Source organism: Curtobacterium sp. PhB170 (assembly GCF_003752345.1).
Classification (GTDB): domain Bacteria; phylum Actinomycetota; class Actinomycetes; order Actinomycetales; family Microbacteriaceae; genus Curtobacterium.
The window spans coordinates 100093-115360 of sequence record NZ_RJUM01000011.1 but is presented as its reverse complement, the minus strand read 5'-3'; the positions used below and the strand labels follow the sequence as shown (position 1 = coordinate 115360).

The 15268-nt window shown below is 69.7% G+C and carries 16 protein-coding genes; 1 reads left to right on the top strand and 15 read right to left on the bottom strand.

The annotated features are described in order from the left end of the window. Window positions 1-62: 62 nt before the first annotated feature. Window positions 63-614 carry a type IV toxin-antitoxin system AbiEi family antitoxin gene (locus EDF40_RS11415; protein WP_185002996.1) on the top strand — a complete coding sequence of 184 codons (552 nt, stop codon included), beginning with the start codon at window positions 63-65 and terminating at the stop codon, window positions 612-614. A 50-nt stretch (window positions 615-664) separates the two neighbouring features. Here EDF40_RS11415 and EDF40_RS11410 read toward each other — a convergent pair whose 3' ends face one another. The 15 genes from EDF40_RS11410 to EDF40_RS11340 form a co-directional block, all read right to left on the bottom strand. Beyond that, complete coding sequence (locus EDF40_RS11410) at window positions 665-2989, bottom strand: bifunctional (p)ppGpp synthetase/guanosine-3',5'-bis(diphosphate) 3'-pyrophosphohydrolase (RefSeq protein ID WP_228505676.1); 2325 nt, start codon at window positions 2987-2989, stop codon at window positions 665-667. A 69-nt stretch (window positions 2990-3058) separates the two neighbouring features. Further along, on the bottom strand, window positions 3059-3406 hold the full coding sequence (locus EDF40_RS11405; protein ID WP_123339628.1) for a rhodanese-like domain-containing protein: 348 nt from the start codon (window positions 3404-3406) through the stop codon (window positions 3059-3061). Beyond that, on the bottom strand, window positions 3406-4425 hold the full coding sequence (gene secF, locus EDF40_RS11400; protein WP_123339627.1) for a protein translocase subunit SecF: 1020 nt from the start codon (window positions 4423-4425) through the stop codon (window positions 3406-3408). The genes EDF40_RS11405 and secF overlap by 1 nt, the downstream gene beginning before the upstream one ends. Beyond that, window positions 4425-6176, bottom strand: a complete 1752-nt coding sequence (secD, locus tag EDF40_RS11395) for a protein translocase subunit SecD (protein WP_123292812.1) — start codon at window positions 6174-6176, stop codon at window positions 4425-4427. Before secD ends, secF begins: the two co-directional genes overlap by 1 nt. 92 nt (window positions 6177-6268) lie before the next feature. Next, entirely contained in the window at window positions 6269-6667 is a 399-nt protein-coding gene (gene yajC, locus EDF40_RS11390) for a preprotein translocase subunit YajC (protein ID WP_111084040.1), read from the bottom strand. 91 nt (window positions 6668-6758) lie between these two features. Next, window positions 6759-7802 (bottom strand): Holliday junction branch migration DNA helicase RuvB, encoded by a 1044-nt coding sequence (gene ruvB, locus EDF40_RS11385; RefSeq protein WP_123339626.1) that lies wholly within the window; start codon window positions 7800-7802, stop codon window positions 6759-6761. After that, entirely contained in the window at window positions 7799-8419 is a 621-nt protein-coding gene (gene ruvA / locus EDF40_RS11380; RefSeq protein ID WP_111084042.1) for a Holliday junction branch migration protein RuvA, read from the bottom strand. Before ruvA ends, ruvB begins: the two co-directional genes overlap by 4 nt. Further along, complete coding sequence (ruvC, locus tag EDF40_RS11375) at window positions 8416-9060, bottom strand: crossover junction endodeoxyribonuclease RuvC (RefSeq protein ID WP_111084043.1); 645 nt, start codon at window positions 9058-9060, stop codon at window positions 8416-8418. The genes ruvA and ruvC overlap by 4 nt, the downstream gene beginning before the upstream one ends. 2 nt (window positions 9061-9062) lie before the next feature. Further along, a complete protein-coding gene (locus EDF40_RS11370; RefSeq protein ID WP_111084044.1) occupies window positions 9063-9830 on the bottom strand; it encodes a YebC/PmpR family DNA-binding transcriptional regulator in 768 nt (255 codons plus the stop codon). A 141-nt stretch (window positions 9831-9971) separates the two neighbouring features. Further along, window positions 9972-10583, bottom strand: coding sequence for a pyridoxal 5'-phosphate synthase glutaminase subunit PdxT (pdxT, locus tag EDF40_RS11365; RefSeq protein WP_123339625.1), 612 nt, complete (start codon window positions 10581-10583; stop codon window positions 9972-9974). Beyond that, window positions 10573-11493 carry a pyridoxal 5'-phosphate synthase lyase subunit PdxS gene (gene pdxS / locus EDF40_RS11360; RefSeq protein ID WP_123292809.1) on the bottom strand — a complete coding sequence of 307 codons (921 nt, stop codon included), beginning with the start codon at window positions 11491-11493 and terminating at the stop codon, window positions 10573-10575. Before pdxS ends, pdxT begins: the two co-directional genes overlap by 11 nt. A 13-nt stretch (window positions 11494-11506) precedes the next feature. After that, window positions 11507-12076, bottom strand: coding sequence for an HIT domain-containing protein (locus EDF40_RS11355; protein ID WP_123292808.1), 570 nt, complete (start codon window positions 12074-12076; stop codon window positions 11507-11509). After that, on the bottom strand, window positions 12076-14112 hold the full coding sequence (gene thrS, locus EDF40_RS11350; RefSeq protein ID WP_395862166.1) for a threonine--tRNA ligase: 2037 nt from the start codon (window positions 14110-14112) through the stop codon (window positions 12076-12078). The genes EDF40_RS11355 and thrS overlap by 1 nt, the downstream gene beginning before the upstream one ends. 55 nt (window positions 14113-14167) lie before the next feature. After that, entirely contained in the window at window positions 14168-14710 is a 543-nt protein-coding gene (locus EDF40_RS11345; RefSeq protein WP_123292807.1) for an adenine phosphoribosyltransferase, read from the bottom strand. 220 nt (window positions 14711-14930) lie between these two features. Further along, window positions 14931-15164, bottom strand: coding sequence for a hypothetical protein (locus tag EDF40_RS11340; RefSeq protein ID WP_123339624.1), 234 nt, complete (start codon window positions 15162-15164; stop codon window positions 14931-14933). Between the last annotated feature and the right edge of the window lie 104 nt (window positions 15165-15268).

Below are 15268 nucleotides of genomic sequence, written 5' to 3'. Positions count from 1 at the left end.
GACGTGCCCGGCCTCTCCACAGGGGGTGTCGGCCGGGTGTCGGTGTCCGGCAGGATGACGGGGTGCCCGGTTCCCGTCTCCTGACCACGGACGACTGGCCCGAAGCGGAGCTGCGCGCAGCGGTACTCGCGGGCGAGTTGGTGCCCGTCGGGCCGTGCTGGGCCTCCCCCGCGACGCCGCAGGACCCGGCGCTGCGCGCGAGCGCGGCATCGTGGGTCTTCGGCGACGCGCGGCTCGTGGCCTCCGGCCGGACCGCGGCGTGGATCTGGGGCGCGGCGTCGCGGCCGCCGGACCCGATCGAGGCGAGCGTCCCGCCGCAGCTGCGCATCGCGGTCGGGCGGGGCCTGCACCTGCGCGAGGTCGCGCTCCAGCCCGTCGACGTGGTCCGGTTGGGGTCCGTGCAGACCGTCGTCACGACGCCGGCGCGCACCGCTGTCGACCTGCTCCGCACGCCGGGCGAGTGGGACACCGAGCGGGCAGCGGCCGTCGACGGCCTGCTGACGATCGGGGCGGTGTCCGTGGACGAGCTGCACGCGCGCCTGAGCGGACTCGGGACCATCCCGATGGCGCGGCAGGCCGAACGACGGCTGCGCGGGCTGCTCAGCGCACGCTGACGCGGGCTCGTGCCGTTCTCAGCGCGCGGCGACGCGGGCTCGGGCCGTGCTCAGCCGGCGCTGACGCGGTAGACGTCGTAGACGGCGTCGATGCGTCGGACCGCGTTCAGCACCCGGTCGAGGTGGATGGTGTCACCCATCTCGAACACGAACCGACTGAGCGCCAACCGGTCGGACGAGGTCGAGACCGTCGCCGACAGGATGTTGACGTGGTGGTCGGTGAGCACCCGGGTGACGTCACTGAGCAGCCCCGACCGATCGAGCGCCTCGATCTGGATCTGCACGAGGAACACCGACTTCGACGACGGGGCCCACTCGACCTCGATCATCCGGTCGGGCTCGTTCATCAGGGACTTGACGTTCGTGCACGACGACTGGTGCACCGAGACGCCCTGCCCGCGGGTGATGAACCCGACGATCTGGTCGCCCGGCACCGGCGTGCAGCACTTCGCGAGCTTCACCAGGATGTCCGGCGCACCGCGCACCAGCACGCCGCTGTCGCTCGTGCGCAGCTGACGGCTCGTGACCTGGCGCGGGAACGTGAGCTCCGGCTCGTCGGTCTCCGTGTCGCTCTGGACGCTGCCCAGGACCTTCTCGATGACCGACTGTGTCGAGACGTGCCCCTCGCCGACCGCGGCGTACAGGGCCGAGACGTCGTCGTACCGCATCGACGAAGCGACCTCGGCGATGGTGTCCTGGCTCATGATCCGCTGGAGCGGCAGGTTCTGCTTGCGCACGGCGCGGGCGATGGCGTCGCGGCCCTGCTCGATCGCCTCTTCGCGGCGCTCCTTGGTGAACCACTGCTTGATCTTGTTGCGCGCCCGAGGGCTCTTGACGAACTTCAGCCAGTCCTGCGACGGACCCGAGTCGGGGTTCTTCGACGTGAAGATCTCGACGACGTCACCGCTCGACAGCGAGCTCTCGAGCGGGACGAGGCGACCGTTGACCTTGGCGCCCATCGTGCGGTGCCCGACCTCGGTGTGCACGGCATACGCGAAGTCCACCGGGGTGGCGCCGGCGGGCAGGCCGATGACCTTCCCCTGCGGCGTGAAGACGTAGGTCTCCTTCGCGCCGATCTCGTAGCGGAGCGAGTCGAGGAACTCCCCCGGGTCGCTCGTCTCGGCCTGCCAGTCGGTGATGTGGGCGAGCCACGCCATGTCCTGGTCGTCGGTGGTGGACGAGGTCCCGACGTCGCGGCCCGCAGCGCGCTGCTTGTACTTCCAGTGCGCGGCGACACCGAACTCGGCGCGCTGGTGCATCTCGTGCGTGCGGATCTGGATCTCGACGGGGCGCCCCTGCGGGCCGAGCACGCTGGTGTGCAGCGACTGGTACAGGTTGAACTTCGGCGTCGCGATGTAGTCCTTGAACCGGCCGGGCAGCGGCGTCCACCGCGCGTGCACCGAACCGAGCATGGCGTAGCAGTCGCGCACCGTCGGCACGAGCACCCGGATGCCGACGAGGTCGTAGATCTCGTCGAACTCGCGACCCCGCACGATCATCTTCTGGTAGATCGAGTAGTACTGCTTCGGCCGCCCCATGACCTCGCCGCGGACCTTCGCGGCTTTCAGGTCCTTCTTGAGCGTGCCGATGACGTTCTGGACGAACTGCTCGCGCTTCGGCTGGCGTTCCTTGACCAGGCTGTCGATCTCGACGTAGAGCTTCGGGTGCAGGACCGCGAACGACAGGTCCTCGAGCTCGAGCTTGATCATCTGGATGCCGAGCCGGTGCGCGAGGGGCGCGTAGATCTCGAGCGTCTCCTTCGCCTTGCGGGTGGCGGAGGTGGACTCGACGAAGCCCCAGGTGCGGGCGTTGTGCAGCCGGTCGGCGAGCTTGATGACCAGCACGCGGATGTCCTTCGACATCGCGATGACCATCTTGCGGACCGTCTCGGCCTGGGCGCTGTCGCCGTACTTGACCTTGTCGAGCTTCGTGACGCCGTCGACGAGCATGGCGATCTCGTCGCCGAAGTCGACCTGCAGCTGGTCGAGCTGGTAGTCGGTGTCCTCGACCGTGTCGTGGAGCAGCGCGGCGGCGATCGTGATCGGCCCGATGCCCAGGTCGGCCAGGATCTGGGCGACCGCGACAGGATGCGTGATGTACGGCTCGCCGGACTTGCGCTTCTGACCGTCGTGCGCGCGCTCGGCGACCGAGTACGCGCGCTCGATGAGCGTGACGTCGGCCTTGGGGTGGTGCGAGCGCACCGTTCGGATCAGGGTGTCCACGGCGCCGGCCGGCTGGGCGCGGGAGAACAGGCGCGGCAGCAGCGACCGGAGGGAACCGAGGTTGCCCGTCGTGTTCGGTCCGAGGGGGCTGGTCGGCCGCTGGGCGGAGCCGGGGCGGCTCGGCGCGGACGGCTCTTCGCGGGTGTCCGTCATGATGCGCCTCCCAGGACTCGGTCCGAGAGCTCGATCCGAGCTCGATCCGCCAACACTACGCGTGTCCGGTCAGTGCTCGTGAACCGGTTCGCCCTGGGCGTCGCGGACCACCGGTGCGCCGGACTGCTCCCAGGCGACCATGCCGCCGGTCAGGTTGACCGCCGAGACACCGGACTGTTCGAGTGCCGCGACCACCCGGGCCGAACGAGCACCCGAGTGGCAGACGATGATCGCGGGTTCGCCGCCGCCGTCGATCTCCTGCCAGCGGTTGACCAGCTCGGACATCGGGACGAGCGTGGCGTCGGGAGCGTGGACCTCGTCCCACTCCCCCTGCTCGCGGACGTCGAACAGCCGCGACCCCGACTCGAGCCGGCGACGCGCCTCGGCGACGTCGACCTCGCTGATCTCGATCGGCATCAGGCGGTCGCCTTCGCGTCGGCGTCGGCGTCGGCGTCGACCTCGCGCTGGCGCTTCTCGGCCGCCTGGATCTTCTTGGCGTCGGCCTGCTTGATCTTCGGCTCGTTCTCGCGCAGCTGGGCGTACATCGGCGAGGCGATGAAGATCGTCGAGTAGGTACCGACGATGATGCCGATGAACAGTGCGAGCGAGATGTCGCGGAGCGTGCCCGCACCGAGCACGTAGGACCCGATGAACAGGATCGCCGCGACGGGCAGCAGCGCCACGACCGAGGTGTTGATCGAGCGGACGAGCGTCTGGTTCACCGCGAGGTTCACCGACTGCTTGAACGTGCGGATCGACTCCTGCGCGGTGTTCTCACGCACCTTGTCGAAGACCACCACGGTGTCGTAGAGCGAGTACCCGAGGATCGTCAGGAACCCGATCACCGCCGCGGGCGTGACCTCGAGCCCGACGATGCCGTAGACACCGGCCGTGATCAACAGGTCGTGCAGCAGCGCGGCCATCGCGGAGAGCGACATCTTCCAGGTGCGGAAGTACAGCGTCATGAACACAGCGGCCAGGGCGAGGAAGATCACCAGACCGCGGATCGCCTGGGCGAGCACGTCGGCGCCCCACGTGGCACCGATGAACGTCGCCGCGACCTGGCTCTCCGGCACGTCGTACGCCTCGGCCAGGGCGTCCTGCACCTCGGTCGTCTGACGGTCGGTGAGCTGGCCCGTCTGGACGCGGATGCCGTGCGTGCCGAGCTGGGAGACGCGCGGGATCTCGTCCGAGACGACCCGCTCGACGGTTTCCGTTGCGATGCTCTGGTCGGTGTTCTTGACGTCCGACAGGGTGAACTCGGAACCACCGGTGAACTCGATGCCGAGCTGGTACCCGCCGCGCAGCCACGGGGTGGCGAGCGAGATCACGATCATGATGAGCGCGATGAGGTACCAGGTCTTGCGTCGCCCGATGATGTCGTACGACCGCTTCCCCGTGTAGAGGTCGCTACCGAACTGGCTGAAGCTGGCCATCAGTCGTCCTTCCCGTCCGGCGTCGAGCCGTTGTCGCCGGAGGCCTGCTGGGCCTTCCGCTCCGCGATCGTCTGTCGGCGCTGCGCCTCACCGGCACTGCGCTGGCGCTTGCCGTCCACCACGGGGGCGCGGAACTGCGCACGCCCCTTGTAGACCGCACCGAGCGCCGCTGGGTCGAGCCCACTGAACTTGTGCCCCTCGCCGAAGAACCGGGTGCGGGAGATGAGCTGCATCATCGGGTGGGTGAAGAGCGCGACCACCACGATGTCGATCAGCGTCGTGAGGAGCAGCGTGAACGCGAAGCCCTTCACGTCGGCGACCGCGAGCACGTACAGGGTGACGGCGGCGAGGAAGTTCACCGCGTCGGACGCCAGGATCGTGCGGAGTGCACGTTTCCAGCCGGACTCGACCGCACTCTCGAGTGCACGACCGTCGCGGAGTTCGTCACGGATGCGTTCGAAGTAGACGATGAACGAGTCCGCCGTGATGCCGATCGCGACGATCAGACCCGCCACACCCGCCAAGGACAGGCGGTAGTCGACGCGCCACGACATGATCGCGATGACCAGGTAGGTCAGGACGGCTGCCACTCCGAGCGAGAGCACCGTGACGAACGCGAGCGCCCGGTACTGGATGACGGAGTAGATGATCACCAGGCCGAGGCCGATCAGGCCCGCGACGAGACCACCGATGAGCTGAGCCGTTCCGAGCGTCGCCGAGATGTTCTCGTTCGACTGCACCTGGAAGTTGATCGGCAGCGCACCGTACTTGAGCTGGTCGGCGAGCGTCTTCGACGACTCGGCCGTGAACGAGCCGGTGATCTGCGCCTTGCCGTTGGTGATGGCGGAGTTCGTGGACGGGGCCGTGATGACCGAGCCGTCCAGCACGATCGCGAACTGGTTCTGCGGTGCCTGCAGCGAGACGAGGCGGTTCGTGACGGTGCGGAAGTCCTTCGTGCCCTGGCCGTCGAAGGTCAGGTTGACGGCCCACTGGCCCGTCGACGTGCCCTGCGAGTCGGTGGCCAGACCCGAGGTGGCGTTGCTGATGTTCGCACCGGAGACCTCGACCGGGCCGAGGATGTACTTCGACGCACCGTCGGCGTCACACGTGACGAGGGGCTCGTCGTCCGGCGCCGAGGTGACGTCGTCCGGCGCCGCGCAGTTGTAGTTGGTGTACAGGTCCTGCAGCGCCGGGGTGATCCAGTTGACGTCGCTGGCGTTCGTCGGCTTCGCGCTCGGCGTCGCCGCGAGCGATGCGGGCGGCGAGTACGGCGTCGGCGAGGCGGTGGACTTCCCGTCGTCACCGACGGCGGAGTTCGTCGCGGCCTCGGTGAAGAGCACGGGGCGGAACGTCAGCTTCGCCGCTGCCTCGATGCGGTCGATCGTGGCCTTGTCGGGCCGACCGGGGATCGACACGACGATGTTGTTCGCACCCTGCGTGTTGATCTCGGTCTCGGAGACGCCGGTGGCGTTGATGCGCTGGCGGATGATCTCCACCGCCTGCTGCAGCTGCTGCGAGGTGACCGAGTCGCCCTCGGTGTTCTGCGCCGCGAGGGTCAGCTGCGTGCCGCCCTGCAGGTCGAGTGCGAGCTCCGGTACCCAGCTCGCGCCCTGGTACCACTTGTCCGTGTCGTCCTTCGAGCTGCCGGCGAGGATCGTCGCGGCGGTGTTCAGGCCGGCGAGGATCGCCATCAGGATCACCAACCAGGTGAGCGAGCGCAGCGCCTTCTTGACGGGTGTCGATCGTGCCACCGGTCGTCTCGTCTTTCTGTTCAGGACCGTCGGCGCTCAGGCACGACGGCAGAGGGAAGCCGCCGGGTCAGACGACCCGGCGGCCGAGGGCGTCAGTCGTCGGACTTGCGCTTCGAGTCGGTCTCGTCGAGGCGGTCGTTGTCGACCCGCTCGCCGTAGACCGGCTCCCCGTTGAGTTCGGCGACGGGCTTTGCCTCGTCCTCCGGCGTCGCGGTGGTCTCGATGTCGGAGGCGCTGTCGTCGACGACGCGCGACAGGGTCTGGCGGTGCACGGTGACGACGGTGCCGGGGGCGATCTCGACGTCGGCGGTGACCTTCTCGTCGTCGACGGAGAGGAGCGTGCCGTACAGGCCGAAGGACAGCATCACGCGAGCACCCGGCACCATCTTGGTGGCGAGCTCGCCCTGCTGCTTCTTGCGCTTGCGGCTGTTGTAGAACATGAAGGCCGCGAACGCCACGACGATGACGATGAGGATGACTTCTTGACCCATGATGCAGTTGCCTTCTCTGGTTGCTCGGTTTCGGGCCGTAGCAGTCTAGGGCACGCCACTGTGCGTGGCATGTCACCCGACCGATCGGCCGCTAGTCGGTGGTGTCGGTGTCGTCGAACAAGCCCGGGAGTGGCCCGACGCCCTGCCCGGGGGTGAGGCCGAGGTGCCGCCACGCGACCGGGGTCGCGATGCGGCCACGCGGGGTGCGCGTGACCAGACCGACCCGGACGAGGAAGGGTTCGACGACCGACTCGATGGTCTCGGACTCTTCTCCGACCGAGACCGCGAGGGTGTTCAGCCCCACCGGTCCGCCGTCGAAGCGCGTCAGCATGATCTCGACCACGGCGCGGTCGAGGCGGTCGAGCCCGAGCTCGTCGACGTCGTACAGGTCGAGTGCACCCTGGACGGCCGTCATGCCGTCGGTGGTGCGGTGCACGAGGGCGTAGTCGCGGACCCGGCGGAGCAGGCGGTTCGCGATGCGCGGGGTGCCCCGGGAACGCCCGGCGATCTCCCGCAGGGCCGATCGGTCGATGTCGAGCTCGAGCAGGTGCGCGGCGCGGATCAGGACCTGTTCGAGTTCGTCCTTCTCGTAGAACTCGAGGTGCGCCGTGAAGCCGAAGCGGTCACGGAGCGGGTTCGGCAGCAGGCCGGCGCGGGTGGTGGCACCGACCAGGGTGAACGGCGCGAGGTCGAGCGGGATGCTCGTCGCGCCGGCACCCTTGCCCACCATGACGTCGATCCGGAAGTCCTCCATCGCCAGGTAGAGCATCTCTTCCGCCGAGCGCGCCATCCGGTGGATCTCGTCGATGAACAGGACCTCGCCCGGCACGAGCGAGGACAGGACGGCAGCCAGGTCGCCCGCGTGCTGGATCGCCGGACCGCTCGACATCCGCAACGGACGGCCGGTCTCGTGCGCGACGATCATCGCGAGCGTGGTCTTGCCGAGGCCGGGAGGACCGGCCATCAGGATGTGGTCCGGGGTGCGGTCCTGCATGCCCGCCGCCTTGAGCAGCAGGTCGAGCTGCCCGCGCACCTTGCGCTGGCCGACGAACTCGTCGAGCGACCGCGGCCGGAGTGCACCTTCGAAGGCGAGTTCTTCCTGCGACTCGGCTCCGGCTGACGTGATGCCGCTCATCGACCGGCACCGGCGGGCCGGAGTGCACCGAGCGCAGCGCGGAGCAGCGCCTGCGTGCCCATGGCCGCGGCCCCTGGCTCGTTCGCGACGGTCTCGTCGACGGCGGTCTGTGCTGCGTCCTCGCGCCAGCCGAGGCCGATCAGTGCGGAGACGACGTCGGTCGCGGCCGGGTGGGCAGCAGTGCCACGGCCGGCGGTGACGACGGCGGCCTGCTCGAACGCGGCGAGCTTGCCGGTGAGCGCGAGGATGATGAGCTTCGCGGTCTTCGGGCCGATGCCGGAGACCTTGCGGAAGGCGCCGTCGTCGTCCTTCGCGACGGCGTTCGCGACCTGCGACGGGTCCATGTGGGCCAGGACGCCCATCGCGGACTTGGGCCCGACACCCGTGACGCTGCGCAGCAGGTCGAACACCTGGAGGGCGTCGGTCGACTCGAAGCCGAAGAGCAGGTGCTCGTCTTCGCGCACGATCATCGCGGTGCGGACGAACACCTCGGACCCGTGACGCATCGTCAGCGCGTGGGCCGGGGTCACGGTGACGGCGTACCCGACTCCCCCGGCCTCGATCACCACGCCGGAACCGGCGATGTCGATGCAGGTGCCCCGGAGACTCGCGATCATGCCCCGAGCCTACGGCCGCCCACCGACGCGGCCGACGAGCCACGCGGTCGGGCCGCGGCAGCGGCCGCGCGAGCGAGCGGGGAGTCGACGGTGCCGCCCTGTGCATCGCGCCACGCGCGTTGTGCCGGGGTGAGGTTCGTGGCACGTTCGCCGGCGACGTCCGGTGATCCGAGCCTCCAGGCATGGCACACGGCCAGCGCGAGCGCATCGGCGGCGTCGGCCGGCTTCGGGGCTTCGGCGAGGCCGAGCACGCGCGCGATCATCGTCTGGACCTGGCGCTTGTCGGCGTTGCCGTAGCCGGTGACGGCCGCCTTGACCTCGGACGGCGTGTGCAGGCCGACGGGCAGCCCGCGGGCCGCCGCGGCATGCAGCGCGAGCCCGGCCGCCTGGGCGGTGCCCATCACGGTGCGGACGTTCGCCTGCGCGAACACGCGCTCGACGGCGACCGCGTCCGGGTGGTGCTCGTCGATCTCGGCGGCGATGCCGTCGGCGATGCGGAGCAGCCGCTGCTCGAGCGGCATGTCCGCCGGGGTGCGCACGACCGTCACGTGGACGAGCCGTGCGCGCCGGTTCGGTGCGACCTCGACGACGCCGACGCCGCACCGGGTGAGCCCGGGGTCCACCCCGAGCACACGGAGCACGGCTACTCGCCCTCGTCCTCGTCGAGCTCGGCCTGGACGTCCGCCGGCACGTCGAAGTTGGCGTAGACGTTCTGCACGTCGTCGCTGTCCTCGAGCGCGTCGATCAGGCGGAAGACCTTGCGGGCGGTCTCGGCGTCGACCGGCACCTTGAGGCCGGGGACGAACTCGGCGTCGGCCGAGTCGTAGTCGATGCCGGCGTCCTGCAGCGCGGTGCGGGCCGCGACGAGGTCGCTCGCCTCGGTGATGATCTCGAAGCCGCCGCCCTGGTCGATGACGTCCTCGACACCGGCGTCGAGCACGGCGGTCATGACGGTGTCCTCGTCGAGGCCGTCGGTCTTCGTGACCGAGATGACGCCCTTGCGCGAGAAGTTGTAGGCGACGCTGCCCGGGTCGGCCATGGTGCCACCGTTGCGGGACATCGCCGTCCGGACCTCGGCCGCTGCGCGGTTCTTGTTGTCGGTGAGGCACTCGATCAGCATCGCGACGCCGTTCGGGGCGTAGCCCTCGTACATGATCGTCGTGTACTCGATCGACTCACCGGTCAGGCCGGCACCGCGCTTGACGGCGCGGTCGATGTTGTCGTTCGGGACCGAGGTCTTCTTGGCCTTCTGGATCGCGTCGACCAGCGTCGGGTTGCCCGACAGGTCGGCGCCGCCCATCTTCGCGGCGACCTCGATGTTCTTGATGAGCTTGGCGAACGACTTGGCACGGCGGCCGTCGATGACGGCCTTCTTGTGCTTGGTCGTCGCCCACTTGGAATGCCCGGACACGGTTCTCCTTGCGTCTTGCGGAAAGTCGGGGTCAGTTTACCCAGCCGGGAGGCCCGGCGCCGCCCCGCCCCGCCGGAGCGGGCACGCAGGCGGCCGGGCCCAGGGCCCGCGGGCGGTCGTGCCCAGAGCCCGGGGGTCGCGTCAGGCGCTGCGCACCATGGCGAGGAAGCGGCGGTGGAAGCGGTCCTCGCCGGCGACCTCGGGGTGGAACGCACTGGCGAGCACGTTGCCCTGCTGCACCGCGACGACCTGCCCGTCCGCCAGTGCGCCGAGGACCTGGACGCCGGGGCCGTGCTGCTCGACCACCGGAGCACGGATGAAGACCGCGTGCACGGGGGCGTCGCCGAGCTCGGGCATCGGGACGTCGACCTCGAACGAGTCGTTCTGGCTGCCGAACGCGTTCCGACGAACCGTGGTGTCGAGCACGTCGAGGGTCTGCTGGCCGCTGATGCCGTCGGTGATCCGCGACGACAGCATGATCATGCCGGCACACGTGCCGTACGTCGGCAGGCCGTCGCGGATGGCAGCAGCGAGGGGCTCGGCGACGCCGAACGACCGGGACAGCTTGTCCATCACGCTCGACTCACCGCCGGGGATCACGACGCCGTCGAGCACCGCGATCTCCTCGGGGCGACGGAGCGGCACCACGTCGGCGCCGAGCTCCGTCAACGAGGCGATGTGCTCGCGGAAGTCACCCTGCAGCGCCAGGACCCCGATGCGGGGCCGGGCACTGCTCGTCGTGCTACCAGCCACGCTCGGCGAGGCGGTGCGGTGCGGGGACGTCGGCGACGTTGATGCCCACCATCGCCTCGCCCAGACCGCGCGAGACCTCGGCGATGACCTTGGGGTCGTCGTGGAAGGTGACGGCCTTGACGATGGCCGCGGCACGCTTCGCCGGGTCGCCGGACTTGAAGATGCCGGAGCCGACGAACACGCCGTCCGCGCCGAGCTGCATCATCATCGCGGCGTCGGCCGGGGTGGCGACGCCACCGGCGGTGAACAGTACGACGGGGAGCTTGCCGGTGCGGGCGACCTCGCGCACGATCTCGAACGGCGCCTGCAGTTCCTTGGCGGCGACGTAGAGCTCGTCTTCCTTGAGGTGGCGCAGCGCCGCGATCTCCTTGTTGATCGTGCGGATGTGCTTCGTGGCCTCGGACACGTCACCCGTGCCGGCCTCGCCCTTGGAACGGATCATCGCAGCGCCCTCGGTGATGCGACGGAGCGCCTCGCCCAGTTCGGTGGCACCGCAGACGAACGGCGTGGTGAAGTTCCACTTGTCGATGTGGTTGACGTAGTCGGCGGGCGAGAGCACCTCGGACTCGTCGATGTAGTCGACGCCGAGCTCCTGCAGGATCTGCGCCTCGACGAAGTGGCCGATGCGGGCCTTCGCCATGACGGGGATCGACACGGCGGCGATGATCTCCTCGATCATCGACGGGTCGGACATGCGAGCGACGCCGCCCTGTGCGCGGATGTCGGCGGGGACGCGCTCGAGGGCCATGACCGCGGTCGCGCCGGCTTCTTCCGCGATGCGGGCCTGCTCGGCGTCGACGACGTCCATGATGACGCCGCCCTTGAGCATCTCGGCGAGGCCGCGCTTGACGCGGTCGGAGCCGGTGATCGAGGTGCCAGGGGTGCCGGAGGTGCTGGTGCTGTCGCTCATGATGCCGATCAGTCTAGTCCGCTGCCGGCCAGCCCTCGGCGACCAGTCGGCGGGTGTCCCCGAGCATCTGGGACATCGACTTCGTCCGCGCGATGATCGGGAAGAAGTTCGCGTCGGACTGCCACCGCGGCACGATGTGCTGGTGCAGGTGCGCGGCGATGCCGGCCCCCGCGACCTCGCCCTGGTTCATGCCGATGTTGAAGCCGTCGCAGTGCGACACGGTGCGCAGGACCCGCATCGCGGTCTGGGTCAGCTCGCCCATCTCGCGGAGCTCGTCCGGCGTGGCCTCGTCGTACAGCGGCACGTGGCGGTACGGGCAGACCAGCAGGTGTCCGTTGTTGTACGGGAACAAGTTGAGCAGCACGTAGGCGTGCTCGCCCCGGGCGACGATGAGGGCGTCCTCGTCGGACTTCCGCGGTGCCTCGCAGAACGGGCAGTCGTCCGCGTGCCCGCGACCCGTGCCCTCGCGTCCGGCGTCGATGTACGCCATCCGGTGCGGGTTCCACAGGCGCTGGAAGGCATCCGGGACGGCCGCACCGGTGGCGGCGTCCCGGATGACCAGCGGGTCCTGCTCGTCCGTCATCAGACCTGCGCGCGCTCGCGGATCGCAGTCAGGATACGGTCGACCGCTTCGTCCACGGGCACGGCGTTGTCCTGGCGCCCGTCACGGAAGCGGAACGACACCGCACCGGCGTCGCGGTCGTCGCCACCGGCGATGAGCTGGAACGGCACCTTCGCCTTGGTGTGCGTGCGGATCTTCTTCTGCATGCGGTCGTCCGAGTGGTCGACCTCGGCGCGGACGCCGTGCGACCGGAGCTTCGCGATGACCTCGTCGAGGTAGTCGCCGTACTCGGCCGCGACGGGGATGCCGACCGCCTGCACCGGCGACAGCCAGGCCGGAAACGCGCCGGCGTAGTGCTCGGTCAGCACGCCGAAGAACCGCTCGATCGAGCCGAACAGCGCGCGGTGGATCATCACCGGGCGCTGGCGGGAGCCGTCGGCCGCGGTGTAGTCGATGCCGAAGCGCTCGGGCAGGTTGAAGTCGAGCTGCACGGTCGACATCTGCCACGTGCGGCCGATGGCGTCGCGGGCCTGCACCGAGATCTTCGGGCCGTAGAAGGCGGCTCCGGCGGGGTCGGGCACGAGCTCGAGACCGGACTCCTCGGCGACCTCGCGCAGGGTGTTCGTCGCGACGTCCCAGACCTCGTCGTCGCCGACGTACTTCTCCGGGTCCTTCGTGGAGAGCTCGAGGTAGAAGTCGTCGAGGCCGTAGTCGCGCAGCAGCGAGAGCACGAACTCGAGGGTCGTGGTCAGCTCCTCCTTCATCTTCTCCTGCGTGGTGAAGATGTGCGCGTCGTCCTGGGTCATGCCACGGACCCGGGTGAGGCCGTGGATGACACCGGACTTCTCGTTGCGGTAGACCGTGCCGAACTCGAACATCCGGAGCGGCAGGTCGCGGTACGAACGCGGCTGCGACCGGTACGCCAGGATGTGCATCGGGCAGTTCATCGGCTTGAGGTAGTAGTCGGCACCCTGACGCGTGACGTTGCCGTCCTCGTCCTTCGCCTCGTCCATGTGCATGGCCGGGAACATGCCGTCCTTGTACCAGCCGAGGTGTCCGGAGGTCTCGAACAGGTCGCCCTTGGTGATGTGCGGCGTGTAGACGAACGAGTAACCGTTCTCCTCGTGCCGACGGCGCGAGTAGTCCTCCATCTCGCGGCGGATGATGCCGCCCTTCGGGTGGAAGATCGCCAGGCCGGAACCGATCTCGTCGGGGAACGAGAACAGGTCGAGCTCGGCACCGAGCTTGCGGTGGTCGCGCTTGGCGGCCTCTTCGAGACGCACCAGGTACGCCTTGAGCTGGTCCTTGTCGGGCCAGGCGGTGCCGTAGATGCGCTGCAGCTGCGGGTTCTTCTCGGAGCCGCGCCAGTAGGCAGCGGCGACGCGCATGAGCTTCGCGGCGTTGCCGATCCAGCGGGTGTGCGGCACGTGCGGGCCGCGGCAGAGGTCCTGCCAGACGACCTCGCCCGACTTCGGGTCGACGTTCTCGTAGACCGTGAGCTCGCCGGCACCGACCTCGACGCTCTCGCCGGAGTCGCCGTCGGTCGCCGCGCCCTTGAGCCCGATGAGCTCCTGCTTGTACGGCTCCCCCGCCATCAGCTCGCGCGCCTGCTCGTCCGTGACGACCACGCGGCGGAAGCGCTGGGCCTGCTTGACAATGCGGTCCATGCCCTTCTCGATCGCCTTGAGGTCCTCGGGGGTGAAGGGCTCGGCGACGTCGAAGTCGTAGTAGAAGCCGTCGGTGACGGGCGGCCCGATCCCGAGCTTGGCCTCGGGGTTGATCTGCTGGACGGCCTGCGCGAGCACGTGCGCGGCCGAGTGACGGAGGATGTCGAGCCCGTCCTGCTCCTGCAGGGTGACGGCCTCGGCGGTCTCGCCGGCGGCGACGTCGGCAGCGAGGTCCTTCAGGACACCGTCGACGCGGATCGCGACGACGCCGCGCTCACCGTCGAAGAGCTCGGTGCCCGTCGTGGTCGTCGTCGCGGTGCGGGGCTCGGGTGCCTGGGGCACGGCTGCGGGCTCGGCGCTCTCCGGCGCTGCGGCGACTGACTCGGTCACGATGATGGGACTCCTCGATCGAAATGGTGCGTCAAGACTAGTGCGCGCGTGGGGCTCAGGCGGGCACGGCGCCGAGCGTGGTGACGGGCAGGCGCGGCTCGAGTCGCTCGCGTCCGTTCAGCCCGTCGAGCTCGAGCAGCGCGGCGAACCCGACCGCCTGGTAGCCCGCGCGTTCGAGCAGCGTGATGGTCGCGGCGCCGGTCCCACCGGTGGCGAGGACGTCGTCGACGACGAGGACCCGGGTGCCCGCGGGGAGCTGGCCAGGACGCAGCTCGAGCTCGGCCTCGCCGTACTCGAGTGCGTACTGCTCGCTGAGGACCTCGCCCGGCAGCTTGCCGGCCTTGCGCACCGTGAGCACGCCCACCTGGTGCTGGGCGGCGATCCCGCCGGCGAGGGCGAAGCCACGTGCCTCGATGCCGGCGACGGCGTCGAACCCGGCACCGACCGCGAACGGCGCGGCGAGTGCCTCGCACACGCGGCCGAACGCCACGGCGTCCGAGAACACCGGCGTCACGTCACGGAACAGCACCCCCGGCTTCGGGAAGTCCGGGACGACGGCGGTCAGGCGTTCGACGAGTGCAGCTGCGGTTTCGGTCACCCGCCAACGGTACGGGAGGCCCGGGGTGCGTCCGACACGTCGGCGCACGGTGCGGGCTCGGTCGCGCCGTGCTGGGTCGTCGGTGCGGCGCACGGTGCGGGTTGTGTCGGCCGGTGCGCCGAAGGTGGCTCGGTGCGGGGCTGTCCCCTCGCACCGAGCCACCAAGCGGGCACGGGACGGCGACGGTCGCACGGTGCGACGGTCGGGTGTCCGATCCGGCTCAGCGCCAGGCGCGCATGAGTGCGGCCTGCAGGAGCAGGTCGTTCTCGCGCTGCTGCCGCTCGCGGTCGAGCTGCAGCCGTGTTGCGTGGTCGATCACCGGACGGACCCGGCGGGTGCGCCGGCTCCAGATGATGAGCGACATGCCGATGCGCAGCGCGATGCGGTCGGTGAGGGAGACCCGGTGGCGCGCTGCGCGGGTATCGGGAGGGCGGGTGGCGGTCTTCGATGACACGGTGGTCCCTTTCAGGGCATGACGGAGTTGCCCGGCACACGGGCAGGAGTGGACTGCCCGGCACACGGGCAGGACAGAATGAATGCGTGAGAATGCATTCCGCG

Coding starts and splice junctions, on each gene's coding strand:
- EDF40_RS11405 (WP_123339628.1), bottom strand. CDS start 3,406: ATGCCGATCGAGATCAGCGAGGTCGACGTCGCCGAGGCGCGTCGCCGG.
- pdxS (WP_123292809.1), bottom strand. CDS start 11,493: ATGAGCGACAGCACCAGCACCTCCGGCACCCCTGGCACCTCGATCACC.
- EDF40_RS11410 (WP_228505676.1), bottom strand. CDS start 2,989: ATGACGGACACCCGCGAAGAGCCGTCCGCGCCGAGCCGCCCCGGCTCC.
- yajC (WP_111084040.1), bottom strand. CDS start 6,667: ATGGGTCAAGAAGTCATCCTCATCGTCATCGTCGTGGCGTTCGCGGCC.
- secF (WP_123339627.1), bottom strand. CDS start 4,425: ATGGCCAGCTTCAGCCAGTTCGGTAGCGACCTCTACACGGGGAAGCGG.
- EDF40_RS11355 (WP_123292808.1), bottom strand. CDS start 12,076: ATGACGGACGAGCAGGACCCGCTGGTCATCCGGGACGCCGCCACCGGT.
- ruvB (WP_123339626.1), bottom strand. CDS start 7,802: ATGAGCGGCATCACGTCAGCCGGAGCCGAGTCGCAGGAAGAACTCGCC.
- ruvA (WP_111084042.1), bottom strand. CDS start 8,419: ATGATCGCGAGTCTCCGGGGCACCTGCATCGACATCGCCGGTTCCGGC.